The following is a 17603-nucleotide window of genomic DNA, read 5'->3' on the forward strand; positions in this document are numbered from 1 at the left end:
GACAGCGCCATGAAGACCGCCGACCGCTCCATGACCTATCCGGAGTTCGTCCGGTTCCGCACGGAGAACGGCATCTCCGGCGCCATCGTCCAAGCTGCACGCCAGAACCGCATCACCACGAGCGAATTCCTGCGCCAGGCCGTGCGGGCGAAGCTTAAAGCCGAGGGCGTGGCGCTGCCCGACCTCGACGCTCCCGCCCAGCGCCAGGCCGCCTGATCCGAGATCGCCGGGCGGCCCTCCGTCCGTCTGGCGAGGCACCCGCTATGCTCTTGGTTGACGAGCAGCAGAGAGCCGCGGGTGCCACCCCTTCATCCCAGCCACAGGACCTGAGCTATGCCTAGGATAGCAAAGCAGCCTGGGCCTCGGTCGGCCTGTCAGGAGCCGAAGCCAATGACCGAGGCTGATCGGTCCGAGGCCTCCCAGATCGCCGCCCACTGCGTCGCCAGCGGCTCGCCCGAACTGATCGCCGACTTCATCGCGCAGGGTACGCCCTTGGTCGAGGTGAAGATGCAGGTCAGCCTGATCGGCAAGGTCACCGACATGTCGGTGCTGGCCTCCTCGATCGACAGGAGCATCCCCGTCAGCCTCGGGCGCCAGCTGCTCGCAGAGGGCCGTAGCCTGCAGGAGATCCGCAGCGAGTTCTTTGCCCGCATGGTGGCGAAGCAGGAAGAAACCTCGATCTGTTCGCACGTCTTTGCAGACCAGGGAAACGCGGGCGTCGCGGCTTCTCAGGCCTCGATGCAGCGAACCTTGAAGGCGGCTGGCATGACGCCCGTCGAGCCGTATCGATCATGACCGCGCCCTCCCTCACGCGCCGTGATGGTGACCGGAAGTTGGCCGAAGGACCGCCATCCTCCCGATCCGTGACATTTGAGCAACAGTCGGGGGACCCTGTCACCTCGGCGAGGCTACGGGCTGTAGATGCGCGGTCCTTCCCTAGCGCTGAGGGTCCAATTTGATGCACGGCGGCGATCTCGACCCCCTCATCACCATCTCGGCAGCCGCCGAGCGCCTCGGCATCGACCGGAGCGTCCTGTCCCGCCAGATCAAGGCCGGCGCGGTGCGGTCGTATGGGCAAAAGGTCAGGTTCTCCGAGGTCTTAGCCGACCGTGCTGCTAACATCGATCTGACCCGTTCCGGTCGTCGCGCGGGCCGCGCGGAGCACGAGGATCAGGGCAGCGGGCGCGACCGTGCATCAAGCCGTGCATCAGCCCGTGCATCAGGTGATGCACGGCCGGCCGACGACGACGCTGAAGACGAGGCGGATGGCGGCGCAACCGTCATGGTCGACGGGCGGCTGATGACCACCGCCCAGGCCCGCGCGATGAAGGAAACGTACCTCGCGCTGCTGCGGAAGCTCGAATTTGAGGTGGCTGATCGGACTCTCGTCAACCGGGCCGCCGCGGAGGCTGCCTTCTTCGACGAGGCCCGCGGCGTCCGGGACACCTTGCTTTCGTGGCCGACCCGCATCGCCGTCGAGATGGCCGAGGAGATCAAGATCGATCCTGCCACTAGCAAGGTCGACTTCCGATCCCTGACCACGGTCCTGGGCCGCTACGTCCACAAGCTCCTGACGGAGATGGGCGAACCCGAAAACCCGGAGTGGAGCGCTGGCTGATGACCGGCTCCCGCACCCCCGTATCGCAGGAGGATCGATCGTGAAGACACCCGCCCAAAAGACCGCCAAGCCCGCTACCGACCTCGTGGCGTTGAGCCGGACCGGCACTGACCTTGACGCGCTCGTGACCGGCCTGTCCGATGCGCAGCAACAGATCGAGACGGCGACCCGCGACCGTGAGGCGGCCGAGGCCTCCTACCGCGAGCAGATCCTCGACGCCTCGCCCGCCGACCTGGAGAAGATCCAGGCGGCCAAGGCCCGGGCGACCGTCGACCTCGATCGCGCCGAGGCCCTCGTGGCCGCCCTGAACCGTCGCATTGCCAGCGTCCGGGACAATCGGGAGCGGGATGCCCGCCGGGCTCAGCACGCCGACGCTGTGGCGAAGTGCTCCGTCGTCCGCCAGCGCTTGCCAGCAGAGTATGTCCGCCACGCCATGGCACTCCGGATCCTGCTGCGCGACCTCGCCGAGGCGGAGACGGCCCGCTTGCATGCCGAGCCGCTTGCCGCGGAGTTCGGGTGGATCCCGGCTGTCGAGGCCGAGCTGCGCCACCTCGACCGCGCCCCGGAAGAGATCGTCGACCGGGAAGACGTCATGCTCTGGGCGATCGACGGTCGAAGAGAGCCGCTTCCGGCCGAGAAGCAGGCGGAGGTGCAGTCGACCGGGAAGTCGAACAAGGGGCTGTTCTACACGGGCCAGACCGGCAGGGTCACGGGTTCCGGTCATCCGTTCGAGTGCACCCGCCGCCGCTACACCCGCACTCGTTATCGTGCGGCGATCGAAGCACCGTGGAACGCCGTCTCTCTTCTGAACGCCGTGCACCTGCCGGCCTTCCTCGCCTACGGCGAAGACTTCGTGACCGCCGAGCAGCTCCGCTCCGCCGACACCGCCCTGGCGCACCTCGCCCGCGAACTACCCGACGCCGGCAACCGCGCCCGGCCGGTGCTGGAGCGGTTCGAGATGGTGGACGACACCCCGCGCGATGGTGGCCCCGCCGAAGCGATGCAGTACCTGCGGAGCGTCGCGTGACCCTGGCCGAACTAGACGATGAGGACCGCGCGGAGGCTGCGGCCCTTCGCCGAAACCTGCGCCTCGACACGATCATGGGTGTGCCGGAAGCCGAGGCCGAGGAACGTCGACTCGTGGCCTTCGCCCTGGCCCTGCGCCTCGATCTCACGCCCGATGCCGCGGTGCTGTTGCTACGCCAGGCGCCGGATCTGCGCACGGTCGACGCGGTGGCCTCGTGGGTCGGGGCGATCCCGGTCCAGCCCGCACCGGAGGCACGGCATTGAGCGCCGTAGCGAGCCTCATCCCCGCCCAGCCGCCTGGATGCGAGGAAGTGACCGCGGCCCTTTCGGCCTACGTGGGAGCCGTCGCGCTGGACCTCGGCAAGATCGGCACCCCGGATGCCGTCGAGGCCATGAACGCGCTGGCGGCCGCCATGAAGGCCCTTGCCGATGCCTACCGCATGTCCGCCGCCGTCCTGAGCGTCGGCCTGCCTGTCGCGCACTGAGGAGCCGCCGCAATGGCCGCCAAGACCATCGAAGCCCGCCTCGTCATTTCCGGTGAGGACAAGGGTGCCAGCGCCTCGATTGCCAGTGTGGTGAAAAGCGTCCGGCAGCTGGAGGAGGTCTCGAAGGTCTCGGCGCCGTTGCAGCGGATGGCGAAGGACTTCCAGCAGGTCGAGCAGGCCTCGAAGGCGGTGAATGCGGCCATGTCGGCCCGGGCCGGGTTCTCGGCCGCTGAGGCAGGCCTCAAGGCGACACAGGGCGCCGCTCAGGCTGCCACGCGGGCGCTGGAGCAGGCGAAGGTCGCCAGGGCGGCGTTCGATGGCGTCAGGGCCACCAAGGGCTCCGCGGAGGCCAAGGAGATCGAGGCGGCGACCCGGGCCGTCGTCCAGTACACGACCGCCCAGCGCAAGGCCGAGGGCGACGTCCGCCGGGCTACCGCAGCGGTCGCCGCTCAGTCGTCTGCGCTCCAGCATGCTGAATCGGCAGCCGTGAAATTCGGGGCCGATCTTAGCAGCCTGGAGTCTCACCAGGTCCGCCTTCGCTCCGCCACCGAGACCGCCACCGGCGCCATGCGGACGCAGATCAGGGTGGAGGACCAAGCCGCCCGGTCTGCCGCCCATCTCGCCAAGGAGCAGGCGGAGGCGGCCCGGCACATGCGCCAGCACGGCGCTATCGGGCTCGCGGCCGGCGCGGCGGCCGGCGCGGTGTCGGCGCACAGCGTGGTGCATGGCACGATCGACGGGGTGAAAGCTGGCGCCCGGCTCCAGCACGAGACGGTATCGCTGAAGAACGCGGGCCGGACCGATGCGGAGCTCGCTCAGATCGAGCGCGCCTCCCGCGAGACCGTCAAGGCGGTGCCGACCGCGACGTTTGAGGAGAACCTCAAGGTCGTGAACGAGACCGTCTCGGCGTTCGGGTCGCTCGACCATGCCCTGGAGCACCTGACCTTCATGCAGAAAGCCTCGGCGGCGGTGAACGCAGCGGCCGGCGGCAAGATCACCGACAGCGCCGGGGAGATGGGCAACAAGATGGCCCGCTTCGCTGAAGAGCGCGGGTCGGCCGGAGACGGACACCGATTCGAGCGGGAGACCGAAGGCCTCGTTCGGGCGATGGTCTTCTCGGGCGGCAACTTCAATCCGCACGAGGCGATCAACTTCGCCCAGCAGGCCAAGTCGTCCCTGCGCGGCTACGACGAAGAGTTCCTGACCACGATCATGCCCTCGATCGTTGGCACGATGAAGGGTGAGCGCGCCGGCACAGCGGCGAACGCCTTCAACAACGTCATCAACGGCAAGGTCAATGATAAGAAGCAGGCCGAGGAGTGGATGAAGTACGGCCTGCTCGACAAGAGTCAGGTCATCATGAAAGCGGGTCACGCCACCGCCTGGCGCTCGGGCGCGGTAAAGGACACGACCCTCGCGCACCAGAACCCGCTGAAGTGGATGGAGACCGTCGTCCTACCGGCGCTTAAAGCCAAGGGCGTCAACGTCGACGACGACGAGGAGCTGTCGAAGGTCTTCGCGACCATGTTCCGGCAGAACACCTCGAACTTTTTCGCGAACGAGATTGGGCTCAAGTCTTTCCGTGCCCGGCTGCACAAGGATGCTGCTCTCCAGCGGCAGACCGGTTCCCTCGACGATATCTACAACCGGAACCTGAAGGAGGATCCGACCGAGGGCCTGAAGGCGGTGAAATCTGGCCTGGAGGACGTGCTGGCCGCGGCGACGTCGCCGCTAATGGCGCCGGCGGCCGCTGGCCTGAAGGCGCTGGCCGAGGGACTCCAGAGTATCGCCCTGGTGGCGAAGGATCACCCGATGATGGCGGCTGGTGCTGGGGGCGCCGCAGTTGCCGGCGGCCTCGCGGCCTCGGGCTATGCCTCTTATAAGATCGCCACCGGGTTCGGCCTGCCGTCGGCTGCCGCCGAGCTCACTGTCGCCGCGAAAATGCTGCAGGGAGCCGCTGTCGAGAAGGGCGCGGTCTTGAATGCCGTGAAAGCCATTCCGATGGCCGGCTTTGGCCTAGGCGGCATCACGCTCGGCCTCGGTGCCGGTGCGGCCGTAGCGGGCTATGCCACCTCGCAGGAAGTGCCGAAGATCGCCGAGAAGGAAGGGCCCGGAGCGATCGACCCTTCCACTGGCGAGCACTTGGACACGGTGGTGCCTGAGACGACCCCTTGGATCCGCGATTGGTGGACGAAGACTATGCCGGCCTGGGCTGGCGGCAGCGAAGAGGCCGGCAAGAAGGTCGGCGAGACGATGGGCAAAGCCATCGTCGATGCTCCGCTTCCGCCGCGTCGCCCGGCCATGCTGGAGGACTTCCAGACGAAGGCGGGCGAGACAGGCGCCGAGGCCGGTAAGACGCTGCTTCAGCGGATCATTGAGGCGGTCGGCACCGGCATCAACGTCCCGATCAACTTCGTGCCGGGCGATGGCTCTGGCGGCGGGGGCGGGTCCGGCATCCAGAACGCCAGCTTCGGCAGCGGGGGCCTCGGTGGCCTGATCCAGCGCGCCAGCTTCGGTGGCGGTGGGAGCGGGATAGGTGCGGGCGGCGGAGGCGGGGGTGGTCTAGGAGCCGGGGGTGGTGTCGTAGGCTCGACCCGCGGCATCTCGGCCAGCGACATGCGCGATGTGAACCCGGAAATGGCGGCCTACATCCGGGCTTCCGCTGTGGCGAACGGCATCGATCCGACCGTAGCGTTGCGCATCGCCAACTCGGAAGGCTTGCGAGGCTCAGTGCCGGGCGTCAGGAACACGCCTGGCGACAAGGGTACGAGCTTCGGGCCGTTTCAGCTGCACTACGCCTCCCGCGTTCCTGGCCTGACGCTGGGTGGCCTCGGCGATCGCTACACCCGGGAAACCGGGCATCATGCGAGCGACCCGAAGCACTGGAAAGAGCAGATCGACTTCGCCTTACGCACAGCCAAGCGCGAGGGCTGGGGCGCTTGGCACGGCCGCTATGGCGCAGGAATCGGCACGCGAGACGGCATCGGCACTGTCCGACCGGTCCCCATGCCGAAAGATGGCCCCGTGGCTGCCAAGACGCCGGATGAGCCCCACCTCATCAAGGGCCTCGACGGCAAGGAAGGCCTCGACCTCGGCAACGGCCTGATGAAAATGCCGGATGGCAGTGTCCGCTCCATCACCCGCAGCGGTTTGGAGATCCCGGACGCGCCTCCAGGCGGCATCGGGGGTGCTGGCAGCGGCCGCGGAATGTCGGAGCTTCGGGAGCACGTCGCCGAACTCGGCAGGCATATCGATCGGTTCGGGGAGTCGAGCTTCCACGGCCAGATCGAGGTCACCGGCCTCAACCGAGCTGGCATGCGAGCGACGGCAGTCAGGATGAAGAACCGCGGCGGTCTGACAGCCGACATGGGTGTGACGATGCCAGATCTGGATCGAGGGGAGGGTTACAACTCGCCGCCCCGCGGGATGTACGACGTGTAGGCGGCATCGCCGACCTGGGCGCGACGGAGCCGCGGGCGAAGGAGGATCTGAGCGACTGGAGCTAACGTGGCTTGTAGCGGCAGGCGAACCCGGAGGCACTACGCCAAGCGTCTAGAATGGGCTTACCAGCTCCGGCTCAAGCCGGTCCTTCTTGACCGTCAAAAGGATGCCGCCGCGTGGCTGCACATCTCCTTTTAGAAGTGGAGTTTGCACCGGTATCGAAATGCTACCGACTAGATACCCCACGCAGGAAACAGTCCACTCCAGACGGCCATCGAATTCGCGCATCAGGACGCTAGTCTGATCCGCCTTGACCAAAACCCTCTCGATTTTTACCAACTCGTGCGTTTCACGATCTTCGCTACGCACGAGGAACGGGTCAGAGTATCTCAGTCTACCCTCACCTTCTCCTTCAATTATGCGCAGATCGGCGGAGAGAATGTGTCGAAGAACATCCACATCGACAGAACGAAGAATGTCACTTCGAAAGTACTTCCATCCAATTCCAAGCAAAGTTTTGGCAGAAAATTTCATTCGTGCAACGTGATCAATCTTCAGATCAGGAATGATGTATCCGCCAGCTTTCACTCCGATCGATTTGCTGCCCGTCTTGCGATCGTGAACAATCGGTCCCCTGCCTTTCGGAACCTCCAGCGTGTAACGCTTCTCCGGCTCATACCAAGACTCACCCTGTTTCCAGAAGTGAGCGTCTCTAAGCACTGGCATCGGTTCTTTCTTGCTATGTCCTCGTGCGTTAGCATCCCGCCGCCCGAACTGGACCATTGGGTCACGCGTGATGGGAGCATCAATCTTAGTTGCAAACTCAGAGTTGAGCTTTTTTGAAGCTCTGATTACCGTTGAAAAGTTGCCTCCGAGCGATTTCGGGATAACGTGCTCGGCGTTCATCGCCGCATCTGGAAGATATTTACCGGAATATATGCAGTAATTATTCCATTCGCCCCCACTCTTTGGACTGGTCATCTCTATCTTGCCTGTAGTGCCTCACCGGAATTGGTTACTATTGCGACCAATATAGACGTCAATAGTTTCATAATGTGTTAATAAACAATCGATTCATTTTCGGCGAATGCGCGCACCTCTCCTCCTCCGATTATAGTCACTTTTTCTAGATGTATATGGACAATTTCACGCCTCGCTTGCGCAATCACAGCTGCGAAAGATGCGACAGCGGTACGCATATTGTCTGCAGACAAACATATTGTAGTGTTCGGCAGCGAAACGAGCGCGCCTGTCTTACTATCGTAGACGGATGTATACCAACTGTGTGCACGTCCGACCTCTTTGAAGGCTGCATACGGATCGGGAATGGTTTTTTTAAGATCGTAGGTAGCAATAAATTCAGTCATCGCACCGACCTTCTTGTGTTCTGAGTTCTATCAGGCGTAACCAAAACTGAGTGCGCGCCACAGAAGCGTTATTGTCCGCTAGATTTTTCAGCAGATCATCCTTTTGGTCTACGCCAACTAAAAAGCTGAGGCCACCGAGCATGAACAACCCGATGACCCTCTATTTAATTATAATCCATTACGCATGAACTAGCGCTTTTACACATCGGTGGGGTTATCAACCAACCAGTAGAAAAGGATCCAAAACACACAGGCTCGTCTCGTGTTTCGTCAAGCTCTAGATGATCCTGTGCTGATTTCTTGATCTCTCTGATGATCTTGAGCTGATCGCCTTCTGGAAGTAGACAAAATACAAATAAAAATCTGATAAGTTTGTCTGCTGGACCGGCAATCTCGGTTGTCCCCTTTTCATATCGTGCAATTGTTTGACTAGTGACGCCCAACTCATCTGCAAGTTCTTCTTGCGTCCAATCAAGATGCTTACGCAAAAACCTGACGTCTTTTGGGCCTAAGGCCTTTCTAGTTTTGACTAAATATAGTCCAATCGCGGCATGCAGTTCTTCCTGATTATTGATGGACACGCCACGTCCGTGCTTTGTACTGTGAACGTCATAGCCGTTCAGCAAGTATATATCATCCAAGCCGCACATGGTGTAGTGAAACGGCTCGGCGCGCTCTTCTGCATTTTTGAGGCGGAACCCTGCGGGCGAGGTCATCGATCTTCCCATTCGACAGTCTTGATGAACAGGTGCTCATCCACCATGACGATCGTCACGACTCCCATAAGCCGTGACCCTTTCGGTTTCGCCACGATCTTGCACTTCCACTCGCCGGGGTCTTCACCAGCGTCGATTCCCCCTTTCATCTCACCGAGCCGAAGCACCCTTAGGACGTCTCCGTCGGTGATGTCCCGTTCGTCCATCCGTTCGCGGGCATGATCGCCGAAGATCACCCGCTCCGAATGGTCGGCAAGGAATCTGATGCGAGCCATAAGCACGTGAGCATATGGCTTGGGTGGGGGATCGCGCGGCTGCGACAGCGGCTGCGGAGATTGCGAAGATTCGGCGTCGGTCGTCATGCACCTATCATCCTGATAGGCGCAACACCTGTCAATATGATAGGTTCCTGCTCGTCAAGTAGGAAGAGCGGTGCGACACATCATACAGCCTCGATCATAGCTACCCTGTCACTGTCGCACATCAGTTTGCCAACCCCCGGCCCCTCGCCGTTCTCCTCGATGAAGATGACGCCGGCGGCTTCGAGGGCGGAAAGGCTTAGAAGAGCGCCACGAGCGCAACGCCGGCCACCATCAGGAGGCCGCCCAGGACCCGCCAGAGGCTGGCGGGATGCTCCTCGAAGCCCACCCACCCGAAATGGTCTGGGAGGATCGAAGTCACGACGCCTGCGGTGATCAACAGGCCGAGGAACACCCCGGCTCCGACTTGGCGGGCGATCAGCAGTTGGGTGATCACGATCCCCCCACCCAAGATACCGCCGCCCCAGGCCCACCAGGGCACCTGCGACAGCTCCTGCGGCGTTGGCCATGCCAAGCGACGGGACACAAGGCCAGCGACCAAGACAGTCAACGCCGTGCCGATCCCGACGACCAGACCGGCGACAAGGGGCTGAGAAAAGCTTCTGGCCAGCGTGCTGTTCTGGCCGGGCTGGATGGCATTCGCGATCCCGGCGATCAGCACGGCGCCGTAGAGGTACCACATGGTCGAGATCCAATCGGTGAGATCTCGCTAGGTAGGGCGCTCAGCGCCTCTTCCATGAGGCGCAGGATGCGGTCAGGTCTCGTCCCCGGTGATGTCATCCTTGAAGCCGTCGAGGCCCTTAAGCGGCACTCCGGTCCTGAACCAGTCGTACTTCCGGCCGATGCGATCGAGGAACGAACCATACGCCATTCTCACGAGATGCCGCTCGTGATCAGCAACGACTCGCAGGAGACGGGCGCGGAACAACTCATCGGGCTCAGGGCAGCTCATGCCCGGTTCAGTAGCGCAACGAGGCCGCTCGCGATAAGCCCGGCGCCCAGCACCTTCAGGGGAGCGTGCTCGACGCCCTCGTTTGCGAGCAAATGCGTACCTGCCGCTGCCACGACCGCTACACTCACGATGGTCGCGATCCGGCTCACCCCTAGAGATCCTCGCGATGCTGCACGTAGCCCTGGCCAGTAAATCAGTCCGTCACAAGCCGTCCCAGAGCCAAGCCGCTCCGATCATAGCTAAACCGCCGCACAGCAGCGCGACCACGATATAGCGGTGTAAGCGGTCGTAGAGAGGCATCGGCATGGGCGTCTGCTCGTAGAAGCGAGCCCAGTGATGCACTTAGCCTACCGGCGGCTGCCAGCGCGAAATTTGAACGTTTGGCCAATTCAGAATTTGCGTGGTTGGCAGGACACAGCGAATCAGGTTCGTCCTAGCCGTGCGTCACGATTTGACTGAGAACCACGACTGCAACAACCGCGATCGCGACTACCGCGGCAATGAGGATTGCACGCATCTGATCGCTCCGCGATCGCCGACGGTAATGATCTTCACTTCAGATAGCCCTTCGCCTTCAGGTGCTCGGTGAGCGCCTCGCGGATCGCCTCCGGCCGCGAGGGCTTCGGGTCCGGCTGATCTGAAATCCAGGCGTCTAGGGGAGCGGCGTGTTCGGGCTGCAGGCGTACCGTCACCGGCTCGCCCTTCCCGGTCGCCGGCCGACCTCGTCTTTTTATGCCATCACTAATTGACATCGTATTTTTATGATGGCACAAATTGCAGGCCGGGACAAGGTTGCAGCCTCGTTCCCGGCCCTGACCACGCACGTCGCTTGGAGACGATCATGGCTACCCGTCATTCTACAGCACCGGCGCGCGCCGGTGAACGCTCTCGCTCGCCCTCATCCCTCTACAATGGCGCCAAGCCGCCGCTGGAAGCTGACGAGGCCGCCCCGGGCACCGTCGAGGCCTGGGAGCTCGTCGCACCCGTTCGGCCCGACACCGCCCACGTCCGAGCCCCGCGCTTCCTCGACCTGGCCGGCGAGCTGCTGACCGCCACCCTCATCATCGCCGGGGGCGTGTTCGCCTACGGCTACCTCCCTCTCGCGTGATGGAGAGGGCCATGACGAAGCAGAACACCGCGAAGGCTGCCCAGCCAGCCGCCGACCTCCGCCAGCGCGCCGCCCGGGCTCGGGACGCCGCTGGGCGATTCATCAAGCGCGCGGCGCCAGTCGAAGCCGTGCCAACCGGCGCTGCAGCCGACGAGATCATGGACGGCTGGCGCGCCTGGAACGCGACGTTCGGGAAGCCCGAGGGCGATCCTGAGGCCGATGCCGCTTATGAACGAGCCGCCGAGCGTCGAGGTGCCTTGCTCGACGCAGCCGAGGCCCTGCCGCCGTCGCCAGACAACGTGCTGGCGAAGGCGTTGGCCATCTGCTGGCTTGAGTACGTCTCGGAGGTCTCACCGGGGAAGCGTCGGTCCGAGCAATCGTTCACGGGTCGGATCGCTCTCGACATTCACGAGGCGATCATCGGCGAAGCCAGCGCACGCACGCTGGCCGATCCGGTCGACTGGTACGCCCCACCCCCAGGCTTCATGGCCTCGCCCGCGATCGAGCCGTTTGGCTTCGCTCGGATCCCGGATGGCATCGCCATCGAGCTCGGACGCCTCCGCGGCATCGCGATCGCCGAATTCGAACGTCGGGCCGGGCCGGCGATGATGGCGCCGGACCTGGAGCGGCTGCGGCGGGACCTACACCTCGACGCCCTGGCAAGCGTCGCGAGCGGGCGCGCAAGTTTCGCGGTACAGGCCGGTCCGCCCAGCCTCGTAGGCATGCTCGACCTCGCGTCCGCCTCGATGGACGAGCTGCGGGCCGTCCAAGACATCGCCGAACACGTTGGCGCCGTGGCCTACGCCTACACCTGGGGACCACGCTGCGGAACAAGCGTCGGGCGCTACGGAGCGATAGAGCACAACGACATCGGCAGGCTGATGCACTGGCTTGGCGATGCCCTGACCGACGTCGAGACCGCAGTCGACGAGGAGGTCGCGCGCCGAGTGCCTGATACGCCCGCAGACCGCGAAACGCGGCTCGCGATGATTGCTGTCCAGATTATCAACGACGGCGACCTCAATGCCGCGGAGGCCTTTGCCCACGAACTCCTCGACCACGTTGCCGCTGAACGTAAGGGACACTGACATGGGCGACATCATCCCGTTCATGCGCCGGCCGCAGCTGCTGGCCGTCGACACCCGCCACCGTATCGAAGGCGCGCTAGCCCTAGCCCTCGACGCGGTCGACCACCTCGTGGCCGCCCTCGACGAGATGGACGAGGATCCGGACCTCGAGGACGGGGGCGACGCGGAGCCGTCCCTGGGTGCGCCGGAAGGACATGCCTCGCAGGTCGTGTGGCTGCGTGGCGGCGATCATGACCTCAAGGAGGGCTGAGGCGGTGGCCACCGGCCCGGTCCCTCGCACGGTCAGTTGCGGTCCCCCGTTTCGGGGAGCGCAGATCGCAGGACCTGACCCGGCCTCGGGCATCCACGCCCGCCCTTCTGCATCGGGGGTGATGCTTGAGGCGGGCGTGGATGTCGGCAAAGCGCCCAACGCCGCCGACCTCATAACGGAGCATGGAGCGTGCGCTTTGAGACGAGCGCCACTCAACATTGGACCCGTCCGGTCAACTCTTCGTGTAACCGCACTTGTTGGACATCTTGGTGCTCCAGCACCCATCCTGCATGCACTTCGGCATGGCATCCGCGCATTGCGACGTGCAAGCGGGCTTCTTAGTGAAATTGGTCTCGCAGAAGCGAAAGCATTCCTTATTGCGCTCGCTACAACTCATCGCGATGGCACTTGATGACCCGAGAAAGCCGGTCGCAATCAGGACCGAACCAGTAAGAAGCGCAAATCGCATTGCGACACCTCAGCAAGGCGCGCTGATTCGCGCCGCCGGCGATTGTCCATAAGCAGTGAATCTTAGCAAGGGCAGAGAGTACTTGTTGAAATCAGATCAGGTCTGCTGTCGAGTTTGTGCGCGGGAGGGCTACACGAGAAATGGCCAATGGCCCTCACGAACGCCGCTCACGCATCCGGTGCTGTCCCTTGTCTCGGGTAGCGCAGATTGCCGAGCACGGCCGAGCCTCACGGACGCCGCCGCCTGCTTTGTAAATGCCTGCCCTAGCGGTTCGCCGATCTGATCGCTCGGGAAGCTCGTGATCGAGCCAGAGCCGGCGCGGCCGGATGACTCCGGCAACAGAGGAGCGGTGCACTTGCGTCACTTCTCAGATCGTGTCACAAAAGTGGTGCAGGTGAGCTAAGATGTTTCTCGACGATCGCTCCTTCACCACCTCGACGCTAACGGCTGCCGCCGGCTGCGAGCCCATGACATTCCGCACGTGGCGGAACCGTAATGGGCTGTTCCCCGAGGTGGCCGGCGGTCGCAATTGGAAGCGCTTCACGGTCGTCGACGTCTGCATCGTTCGTGCAATCGCAGTCATGACTGCACATGGTTTGAGCACCGGAAACGCCGTCAACTTCTCGCAGGATTATCTTCGCTCCCGCTTCGACCGGCTACTCACAGGTGAGACGACCTCCGATCTGGTTGGGTTTTTCTTGGGTGGATCCAAGATCGGCGAAAAAGTCGTTTACATCGACGAGGTTGGTTCTCCGCAAGTCGCGTTGGCGAAAGACTTACCGGAACCGAAGACTTCATTCGTATTCTTGAACGACGAGGCCACATTGGCCGAGACGCTCGCCAATACAAAAGGCATCATCACCATTCTCGACCTGAAAGCGCTTGCTAAGCAGGTCCTCGATGCCCTCCCGACGGTGAAGGCCTGACAATGCCCCGCCGTGCTCACGAGGATCAGGGCTTGTTTCCGAGTGAGGCTGAGGTGGCGCGCCGCCTCAGCCAAGATCCGGCTTCCTGGAAGGCTGCGGCCATCATCCTCGAGCGCGATGGCTTGCCGAAGGTAGACCCCTTGTTTGGCGGCCGGTTCTGGCCCGGCGTCGTCGCCTACCTCAACCGCCGTTACGGTCTCTCCCGCGTCGAGGCATCCGCCCTCGACGGACAGGAGAACCTCGATGCCCTCTGACCTCAACGCCCCCGGCCTGAAGACCAGGCCCAATCGGGATGGCACCCACCGCCTCTACTGGTGCGCCCGTGCGGACCTCGTGAAAGTCGGCTACCTGCCGAAGACGGTACCGCTCCGCTACAAGCTTGACGATCCTGCCGATCGCATTCTGATCGAAGCAGCGTGCTTCCGGCTCCAGGCCGAAATGCTCGAATGGTCCTCAGGCCGTGGTCGCGAGACGGCGCGCTTCGACGGGACGATCTTGGGTCTGTCCCGCCGCTATCAGGTCGACGAGGCGAGCCCGTTCAAGCGGCTCAAGCACAACACTCGGACCAAGGACACCTACACCCTCATCCTGATCGAGAAGGCCTTCGGCACCCGTTCGCTCGCCGCGCTCAAGATCGGCGACTTCTACCGGTGGTACGAGGCTGCCAAGAAGCCGAAGGTTCCGGGCGGCCTAGAGCGCGTGCGTCGCGCCTACGGCATCGTTAAGAAGCTGCGCGAGCTATTCGCCTTCGGGATCATGGCCGAGCTGCCGGAGTGCCGTCGCCTCTATGAAGTGCTGGAGCACGCCCGATTCGCACAGCCGGCGCGGCGCCGGATCGCCATGGAGCTCGGCCACGTCGAGGCGTTCGTCGCGAAGGCGATCGAACTGGATCGGCTATCGCTGGCGTTGGGCACAGCCATCCAGTTCGAGACCGCGTTGCGCCAAAAGGACGTGATCGGTGAATGGGAGCCAGTCCCGAAAGGGCAGGGGGCGTCCGGCATCCTGCTGAACGGCCGGCGCTGGGCGAACGGGCTGACGTGGTCCGACCTCGCCGCCGACCTCCTGGTGCGCAAGGCCACGACTAAGACCGGCGCCTTCGCAGCTCACGACCTCAAGCTCTGCCCTCTCGTGCTGGCCTTGCTCGATCGCGTACCGGTCGACCGCCGCATCGGGCCGCTCATCATCGATGAGACCGCCGGCAGGCCCTACGCCGAATCTGCCTACGGGCGGGAATGGCGAATCGTAGCCCGCGCGGCCGGCGTGCCGGACCAGATCTGGAACATGGACGCTCGGGCAGGCGCGATCACCGAGGCGGAGGATGCGGGGGCGGATCTCGACCACATCCGGTCGGCTGCAGCCCACACACAGGTTTCGACGACGCAGCGCTACTCGCGCGGCGCGGTCGGAAAATCGCGGACGGTGGCCGGGCTGAGGCTCGCCCATCGGGCCGCGAAGAACGGGGCCTGAACAGCCTCTGGGGAACGCGACGGGGAACGTGGGGAACGCGAGATCAGCGGCAGACTGTCAGAAAGGCTGATGCTTCAGCGCGTTAGTTGGAGCGGGCGATCGGGATCGAACCGACGACATTCAGCTTGGGAAGCTGACGTTCTACCACTGAACTACGCCCGCAACGGGATGCGTTCTGAACGGCTTCGGGGGTCCAAGTCAACGCCCTTCGTGACGGTCCAGGCCGCTGCGTAGCAGATTGGTCGCGCGAGCGAAGCGGCATCGGACGGTCTCGTCGATGCGCTGCGGCAGCGCGAAGTCCGTTGGGTGACCTGAGTGCCACGTCCGCGGACGCGGGAGGCGAAGATGGCCTGTCGCCGCCCGAGTTCGGATCGCTCACGGCAGCGTAGCCCGGAAGCAGTCCTCCGGGTCGCCGGGAGACCTTCGCATGGCGATCGCGATCAGGCGGTTTTCGGCTGCACGGCCGATGACCGGAAAGACCTTGATCACGCGGTCATCGTCGTCATTCCCAATTGCCATCCGGCGGGTCGAGGGTACGGCCGCCGCGCGCATCATCGAGTGACCGGGCGTGTGCTTCGACCGCTATGGGGCCTGGGCGGTTCAGATGTAGGCCGAGGCGAGGGCCGGGGAGCCTTCGAGGGCGTGGGCGAGCACCTCCAAGCCGTGCGTGATCTGCTGACGGGTCGAGGGGCCGCCGAGACAGAGACGGACCGCCTCCGGTGGCGTCCCCGCGACGCAGAACGGGTCGCTGGCGATGACGCCGAGCCCGGCCGACCGACCTTGGCTGGCGAAGGCCGAGCGCGTCCACCCCTCGGGCAACGTGATCCAGACGTGGAAGGCGTGCGGATCGGCCGTGTAGGTCCCGGCGGGAAGCATCGCGGTTGCGATGCGCTGGCGGGCGGCCGATTCCTCGCGGACGAACTGGACGATGGCCTCCGCCGTGCCATCCATGATCCAACGCGTCGCCAGGGCCGTCGAGATCGGCGAGGCCATGACGGTTGCGGCTCGGAGTGCGCCTCCGAGCGGCAGGGCGGAACGGGCGCTCGGGGCGACCAGGAAGGCGAGCCGAAGTCCGGCGCCCAGGCACTTGGCCAAACCCGCCACGTAGTAGGTGATCTCCGGCGCGAGTTCCGCAAAACTCGGCGGCGGAGACGGGCAGATCCGGGCGTAGGCGTCGTCCTCGATGATGGTGACGGCGTATCGCCGCGCAACCGCGATCACAGCCTCGCGCCGCGTCCTGGGCAGGGTCGCGGTGGTGGGGTTCTGCAGCAACGGATTCAGGTAGATGGCCTTCGGCGCGACTTTGGTGCAGGCGGCGGCGAAGGCATCCGGATCGACCCCGTATCGGTCCATGGGCAAATCGACCAGGCGCAGGCGCAGATGTGCGGCGAGCGCGCGGATCCCGGGATAGGTGATCCGCTCGGCGCAGATCGTGTCGCCCGCCCGGGCGACCTGCCCCAGTATGCCGAACAGGGCGCTGTGCGCACCCGGGCAGATCAGCAGACGCTCCCGGGACGTGACGACCCCGCGGCCTTTCAGCCAGCGCAGAGCCGCTTCCTTGTCCTCCTCCGTGCCGCCGAAGCCCTGGTAGCGCAACAGGTTGGTGAGATCGCCGGACAGGTCCGCGAACGAGGCCTGCATGCGGGCTTGCAGGGCCGGCGCGTCGGGCTCGGGGGGCAGGTTCATGGTGAAGTCGACGGGACCGGTTCGACGCGCTGCCGTGGCACCGGTCGAACGCGCCGGGCGAGCGGGATCGACCACGAAGGTTCCCTGACCGACGCGCCCCTCGATCAGCCCGCGCTTATGGGCTTCGACGTATCCGCGCGACACCGTCGTGAAGTTCAGGTCGAGCGCCTCGGCGAGCGCGCGCTGGGTCGGCAGGCGCGTCCCCGCGGTCAGACGCCCGGTTCGGATGTCCTCGGCCAACGCCTTTGCAATGGCGAGGTAGTGCGGCTTGCCCCACCGCTTCAGATCCGGCGTCCAGCCCCCGGACCCGCCAATCTGCGGGTTCGGTCGTTCGTCTCGCTCTGGCGCAGTCATTCGTCGCGGCCCGGGTCGTAATACGATCAATTCTGAATTGTATGGCTAGCAATAGCCGTACCGCGATCGGTTCCAGCTGCGCGGGCCGATTCATCCATACAATGCCTGCAATCCGCGATCATGGCCTGAGCATCTACTGAGCGATCGCGAGGCACGACTTGCTCGAACGATGAGCGTCATAATCCACGAACGACGATGGGTCGTGCGACGATTGATCTGTTTATTGTATGCATACCATACGGGCTTATTGATAGACTTATTGATCGCCGCACTGTGGCACACCGCTTGCCATGGACGCCGTGTGACCGCCGGAGGCTCCGGCTGCCGCGG

21 protein-coding genes and 1 tRNA gene are annotated in these 17603 nt (G+C 64.1%); 14 read left to right on the forward strand and 8 right to left on the reverse strand.

Going from position 1 to position 17603, the window contains the following annotated elements; translation table 11 throughout:
• Window positions 1-9: 9 nt before the first annotated feature.
• The 7 genes from AC3IF1_RS09575 (at window position 10) to AC3IF1_RS09605 (ending at window position 6570) form a co-directional block, all read left to right on the forward strand.
• Entirely contained in the window at window positions 10-216 is a 207-nt protein-coding gene (locus tag AC3IF1_RS09575; protein ID WP_489217349.1) for a hypothetical protein, read from the forward strand.
• Window positions 217-390: 174 nt separating this feature from the next.
• A complete protein-coding gene (locus AC3IF1_RS09580; RefSeq protein WP_489217350.1) occupies window positions 391-795 on the forward strand; it encodes a hypothetical protein in 405 nt (134 codons plus the stop codon).
• 163 nt (window positions 796-958) lie between these two features.
• Window positions 959-1618 carry a hypothetical protein gene (locus tag AC3IF1_RS09585; protein WP_489217351.1) on the forward strand — a complete coding sequence of 220 codons (660 nt, stop codon included), beginning with the start codon at window positions 959-961 and terminating at the stop codon, window positions 1616-1618.
• Between the two features lie 40 nt (window positions 1619-1658).
• Window positions 1659-2645 carry a hypothetical protein gene (locus AC3IF1_RS09590; RefSeq protein ID WP_489217352.1) on the forward strand — a complete coding sequence of 329 codons (987 nt, stop codon included), beginning with the start codon at window positions 1659-1661 and terminating at the stop codon, window positions 2643-2645.
• Window positions 2642-2908 (forward strand): hypothetical protein, encoded by a 267-nt coding sequence (locus AC3IF1_RS09595; protein ID WP_489217353.1) that lies wholly within the window; start codon window positions 2642-2644, stop codon window positions 2906-2908. The genes AC3IF1_RS09590 and AC3IF1_RS09595 overlap by 4 nt, the downstream gene beginning before the upstream one ends.
• Window positions 2909-2955: 47 nt before the next feature.
• Complete coding sequence (locus tag AC3IF1_RS09600; protein WP_489217354.1) at window positions 2956-3129, forward strand: hypothetical protein; 174 nt, start codon at window positions 2956-2958, stop codon at window positions 3127-3129.
• Between the two features lie 12 nt (window positions 3130-3141).
• Window positions 3142-6570 (forward strand): hypothetical protein, encoded by a 3429-nt coding sequence (locus AC3IF1_RS09605; protein ID WP_489217355.1) that lies wholly within the window; start codon window positions 3142-3144, stop codon window positions 6568-6570.
• Window positions 6571-6681: 111 nt separating this feature from the next.
• Here the strand turns inward: AC3IF1_RS09605 and AC3IF1_RS09610 are convergent, their stop codons facing one another.
• From AC3IF1_RS09610 to AC3IF1_RS09635, 6 genes are all read right to left on the reverse strand, one after another.
• Window positions 6682-7551 carry a hypothetical protein gene (locus AC3IF1_RS09610; protein ID WP_489217356.1) on the reverse strand — a complete coding sequence of 290 codons (870 nt, stop codon included), beginning with the start codon at window positions 7549-7551 and terminating at the stop codon, window positions 6682-6684.
• A 77-nt stretch (window positions 7552-7628) separates the two neighbouring features.
• Complete coding sequence (locus tag AC3IF1_RS09615; protein WP_489217357.1) at window positions 7629-7937, reverse strand: hypothetical protein; 309 nt, start codon at window positions 7935-7937, stop codon at window positions 7629-7631.
• Between the two features lie 164 nt (window positions 7938-8101).
• The gene (locus AC3IF1_RS09620) at window positions 8102-8653 is read right to left on the reverse strand and encodes a helix-turn-helix domain-containing protein (RefSeq protein WP_489217358.1); all 552 of its coding nucleotides are present in this window, start codon (window positions 8651-8653) and stop codon (window positions 8102-8104) included.
• The gene (locus tag AC3IF1_RS09625; RefSeq protein WP_489217359.1) at window positions 8650-9015 is read right to left on the reverse strand and encodes a DUF4258 domain-containing protein; all 366 of its coding nucleotides are present in this window, start codon (window positions 9013-9015) and stop codon (window positions 8650-8652) included. The genes AC3IF1_RS09620 and AC3IF1_RS09625 overlap by 4 nt, the downstream gene beginning before the upstream one ends.
• A gap of 196 nt (window positions 9016-9211) precedes the next feature.
• Window positions 9212-9655 carry a DMT family transporter gene (locus AC3IF1_RS09630; protein ID WP_489217360.1) on the reverse strand — a complete coding sequence of 148 codons (444 nt, stop codon included), beginning with the start codon at window positions 9653-9655 and terminating at the stop codon, window positions 9212-9214.
• 821 nt (window positions 9656-10476) lie between these two features.
• Window positions 10477-10617, reverse strand: a complete 141-nt coding sequence (locus AC3IF1_RS09635) for a hypothetical protein (RefSeq protein ID WP_489217361.1) — start codon at window positions 10615-10617, stop codon at window positions 10477-10479.
• Window positions 10618-10766: 149 nt separating this feature from the next.
• Here AC3IF1_RS09635 and AC3IF1_RS09640 point away from each other — a divergent pair, with 149 nt between their 5' ends.
• From AC3IF1_RS09640 to AC3IF1_RS09665, 6 genes are all read left to right on the forward strand, one after another.
• A complete protein-coding gene (locus tag AC3IF1_RS09640; protein ID WP_489217362.1) occupies window positions 10767-11033 on the forward strand; it encodes a hypothetical protein in 267 nt (88 codons plus the stop codon).
• Window positions 11034-11044: 11 nt separating this feature from the next.
• Window positions 11045-12121: a hypothetical protein gene (locus AC3IF1_RS09645; protein ID WP_489217363.1), complete on the forward strand. Its 1077-nt coding sequence runs from the start codon at window positions 11045-11047 to the stop codon at window positions 12119-12121.
• A 1-nt stretch (window position 12122) separates the two neighbouring features.
• Window positions 12123-12371 carry a hypothetical protein gene (locus tag AC3IF1_RS09650; protein ID WP_489217364.1) on the forward strand — a complete coding sequence of 83 codons (249 nt, stop codon included), beginning with the start codon at window positions 12123-12125 and terminating at the stop codon, window positions 12369-12371.
• Window positions 12372-13244: 873 nt separating this feature from the next.
• On the forward strand, window positions 13245-13766 hold the full coding sequence (locus AC3IF1_RS09655; RefSeq protein WP_489217365.1) for a MerR family transcriptional regulator: 522 nt from the start codon (window positions 13245-13247) through the stop codon (window positions 13764-13766).
• A 53-nt stretch (window positions 13767-13819) separates the two neighbouring features.
• A complete protein-coding gene (locus AC3IF1_RS09660; RefSeq protein WP_489217366.1) occupies window positions 13820-14020 on the forward strand; it encodes a hypothetical protein in 201 nt (66 codons plus the stop codon).
• Window positions 14010-15233: an integrase gene (locus tag AC3IF1_RS09665; RefSeq protein ID WP_489217367.1), complete on the forward strand. Its 1224-nt coding sequence runs from the start codon at window positions 14010-14012 to the stop codon at window positions 15231-15233. Before AC3IF1_RS09660 ends, AC3IF1_RS09665 begins: the two co-directional genes overlap by 11 nt.
• Before the next feature lie 87 nt (window positions 15234-15320).
• Here AC3IF1_RS09665 and AC3IF1_RS09670 read toward each other — a convergent pair.
• Window positions 15321-15395: transfer RNA gene (locus tag AC3IF1_RS09670), tRNA-Gly, on the reverse strand.
• A gap of 265 nt (window positions 15396-15660) precedes the next feature.
• Here AC3IF1_RS09670 and AC3IF1_RS09675 point away from each other — a divergent pair.
• Window positions 15661-15795: a hypothetical protein gene (locus tag AC3IF1_RS09675; RefSeq protein WP_489217368.1), complete on the forward strand. Its 135-nt coding sequence runs from the start codon at window positions 15661-15663 to the stop codon at window positions 15793-15795.
• A 38-nt stretch (window positions 15796-15833) separates the two neighbouring features.
• Here AC3IF1_RS09675 and AC3IF1_RS09680 read toward each other — a convergent pair whose 3' ends face one another.
• Window positions 15834-17273: an aminotransferase-like domain-containing protein gene (locus AC3IF1_RS09680; protein ID WP_489217369.1), complete on the reverse strand. Its 1440-nt coding sequence runs from the start codon at window positions 17271-17273 to the stop codon at window positions 15834-15836.
• Window positions 17274-17603: the final 330 nt, after the last annotated feature.

The organism is Methylobacterium sp. E-012 (assembly GCF_057836545.1).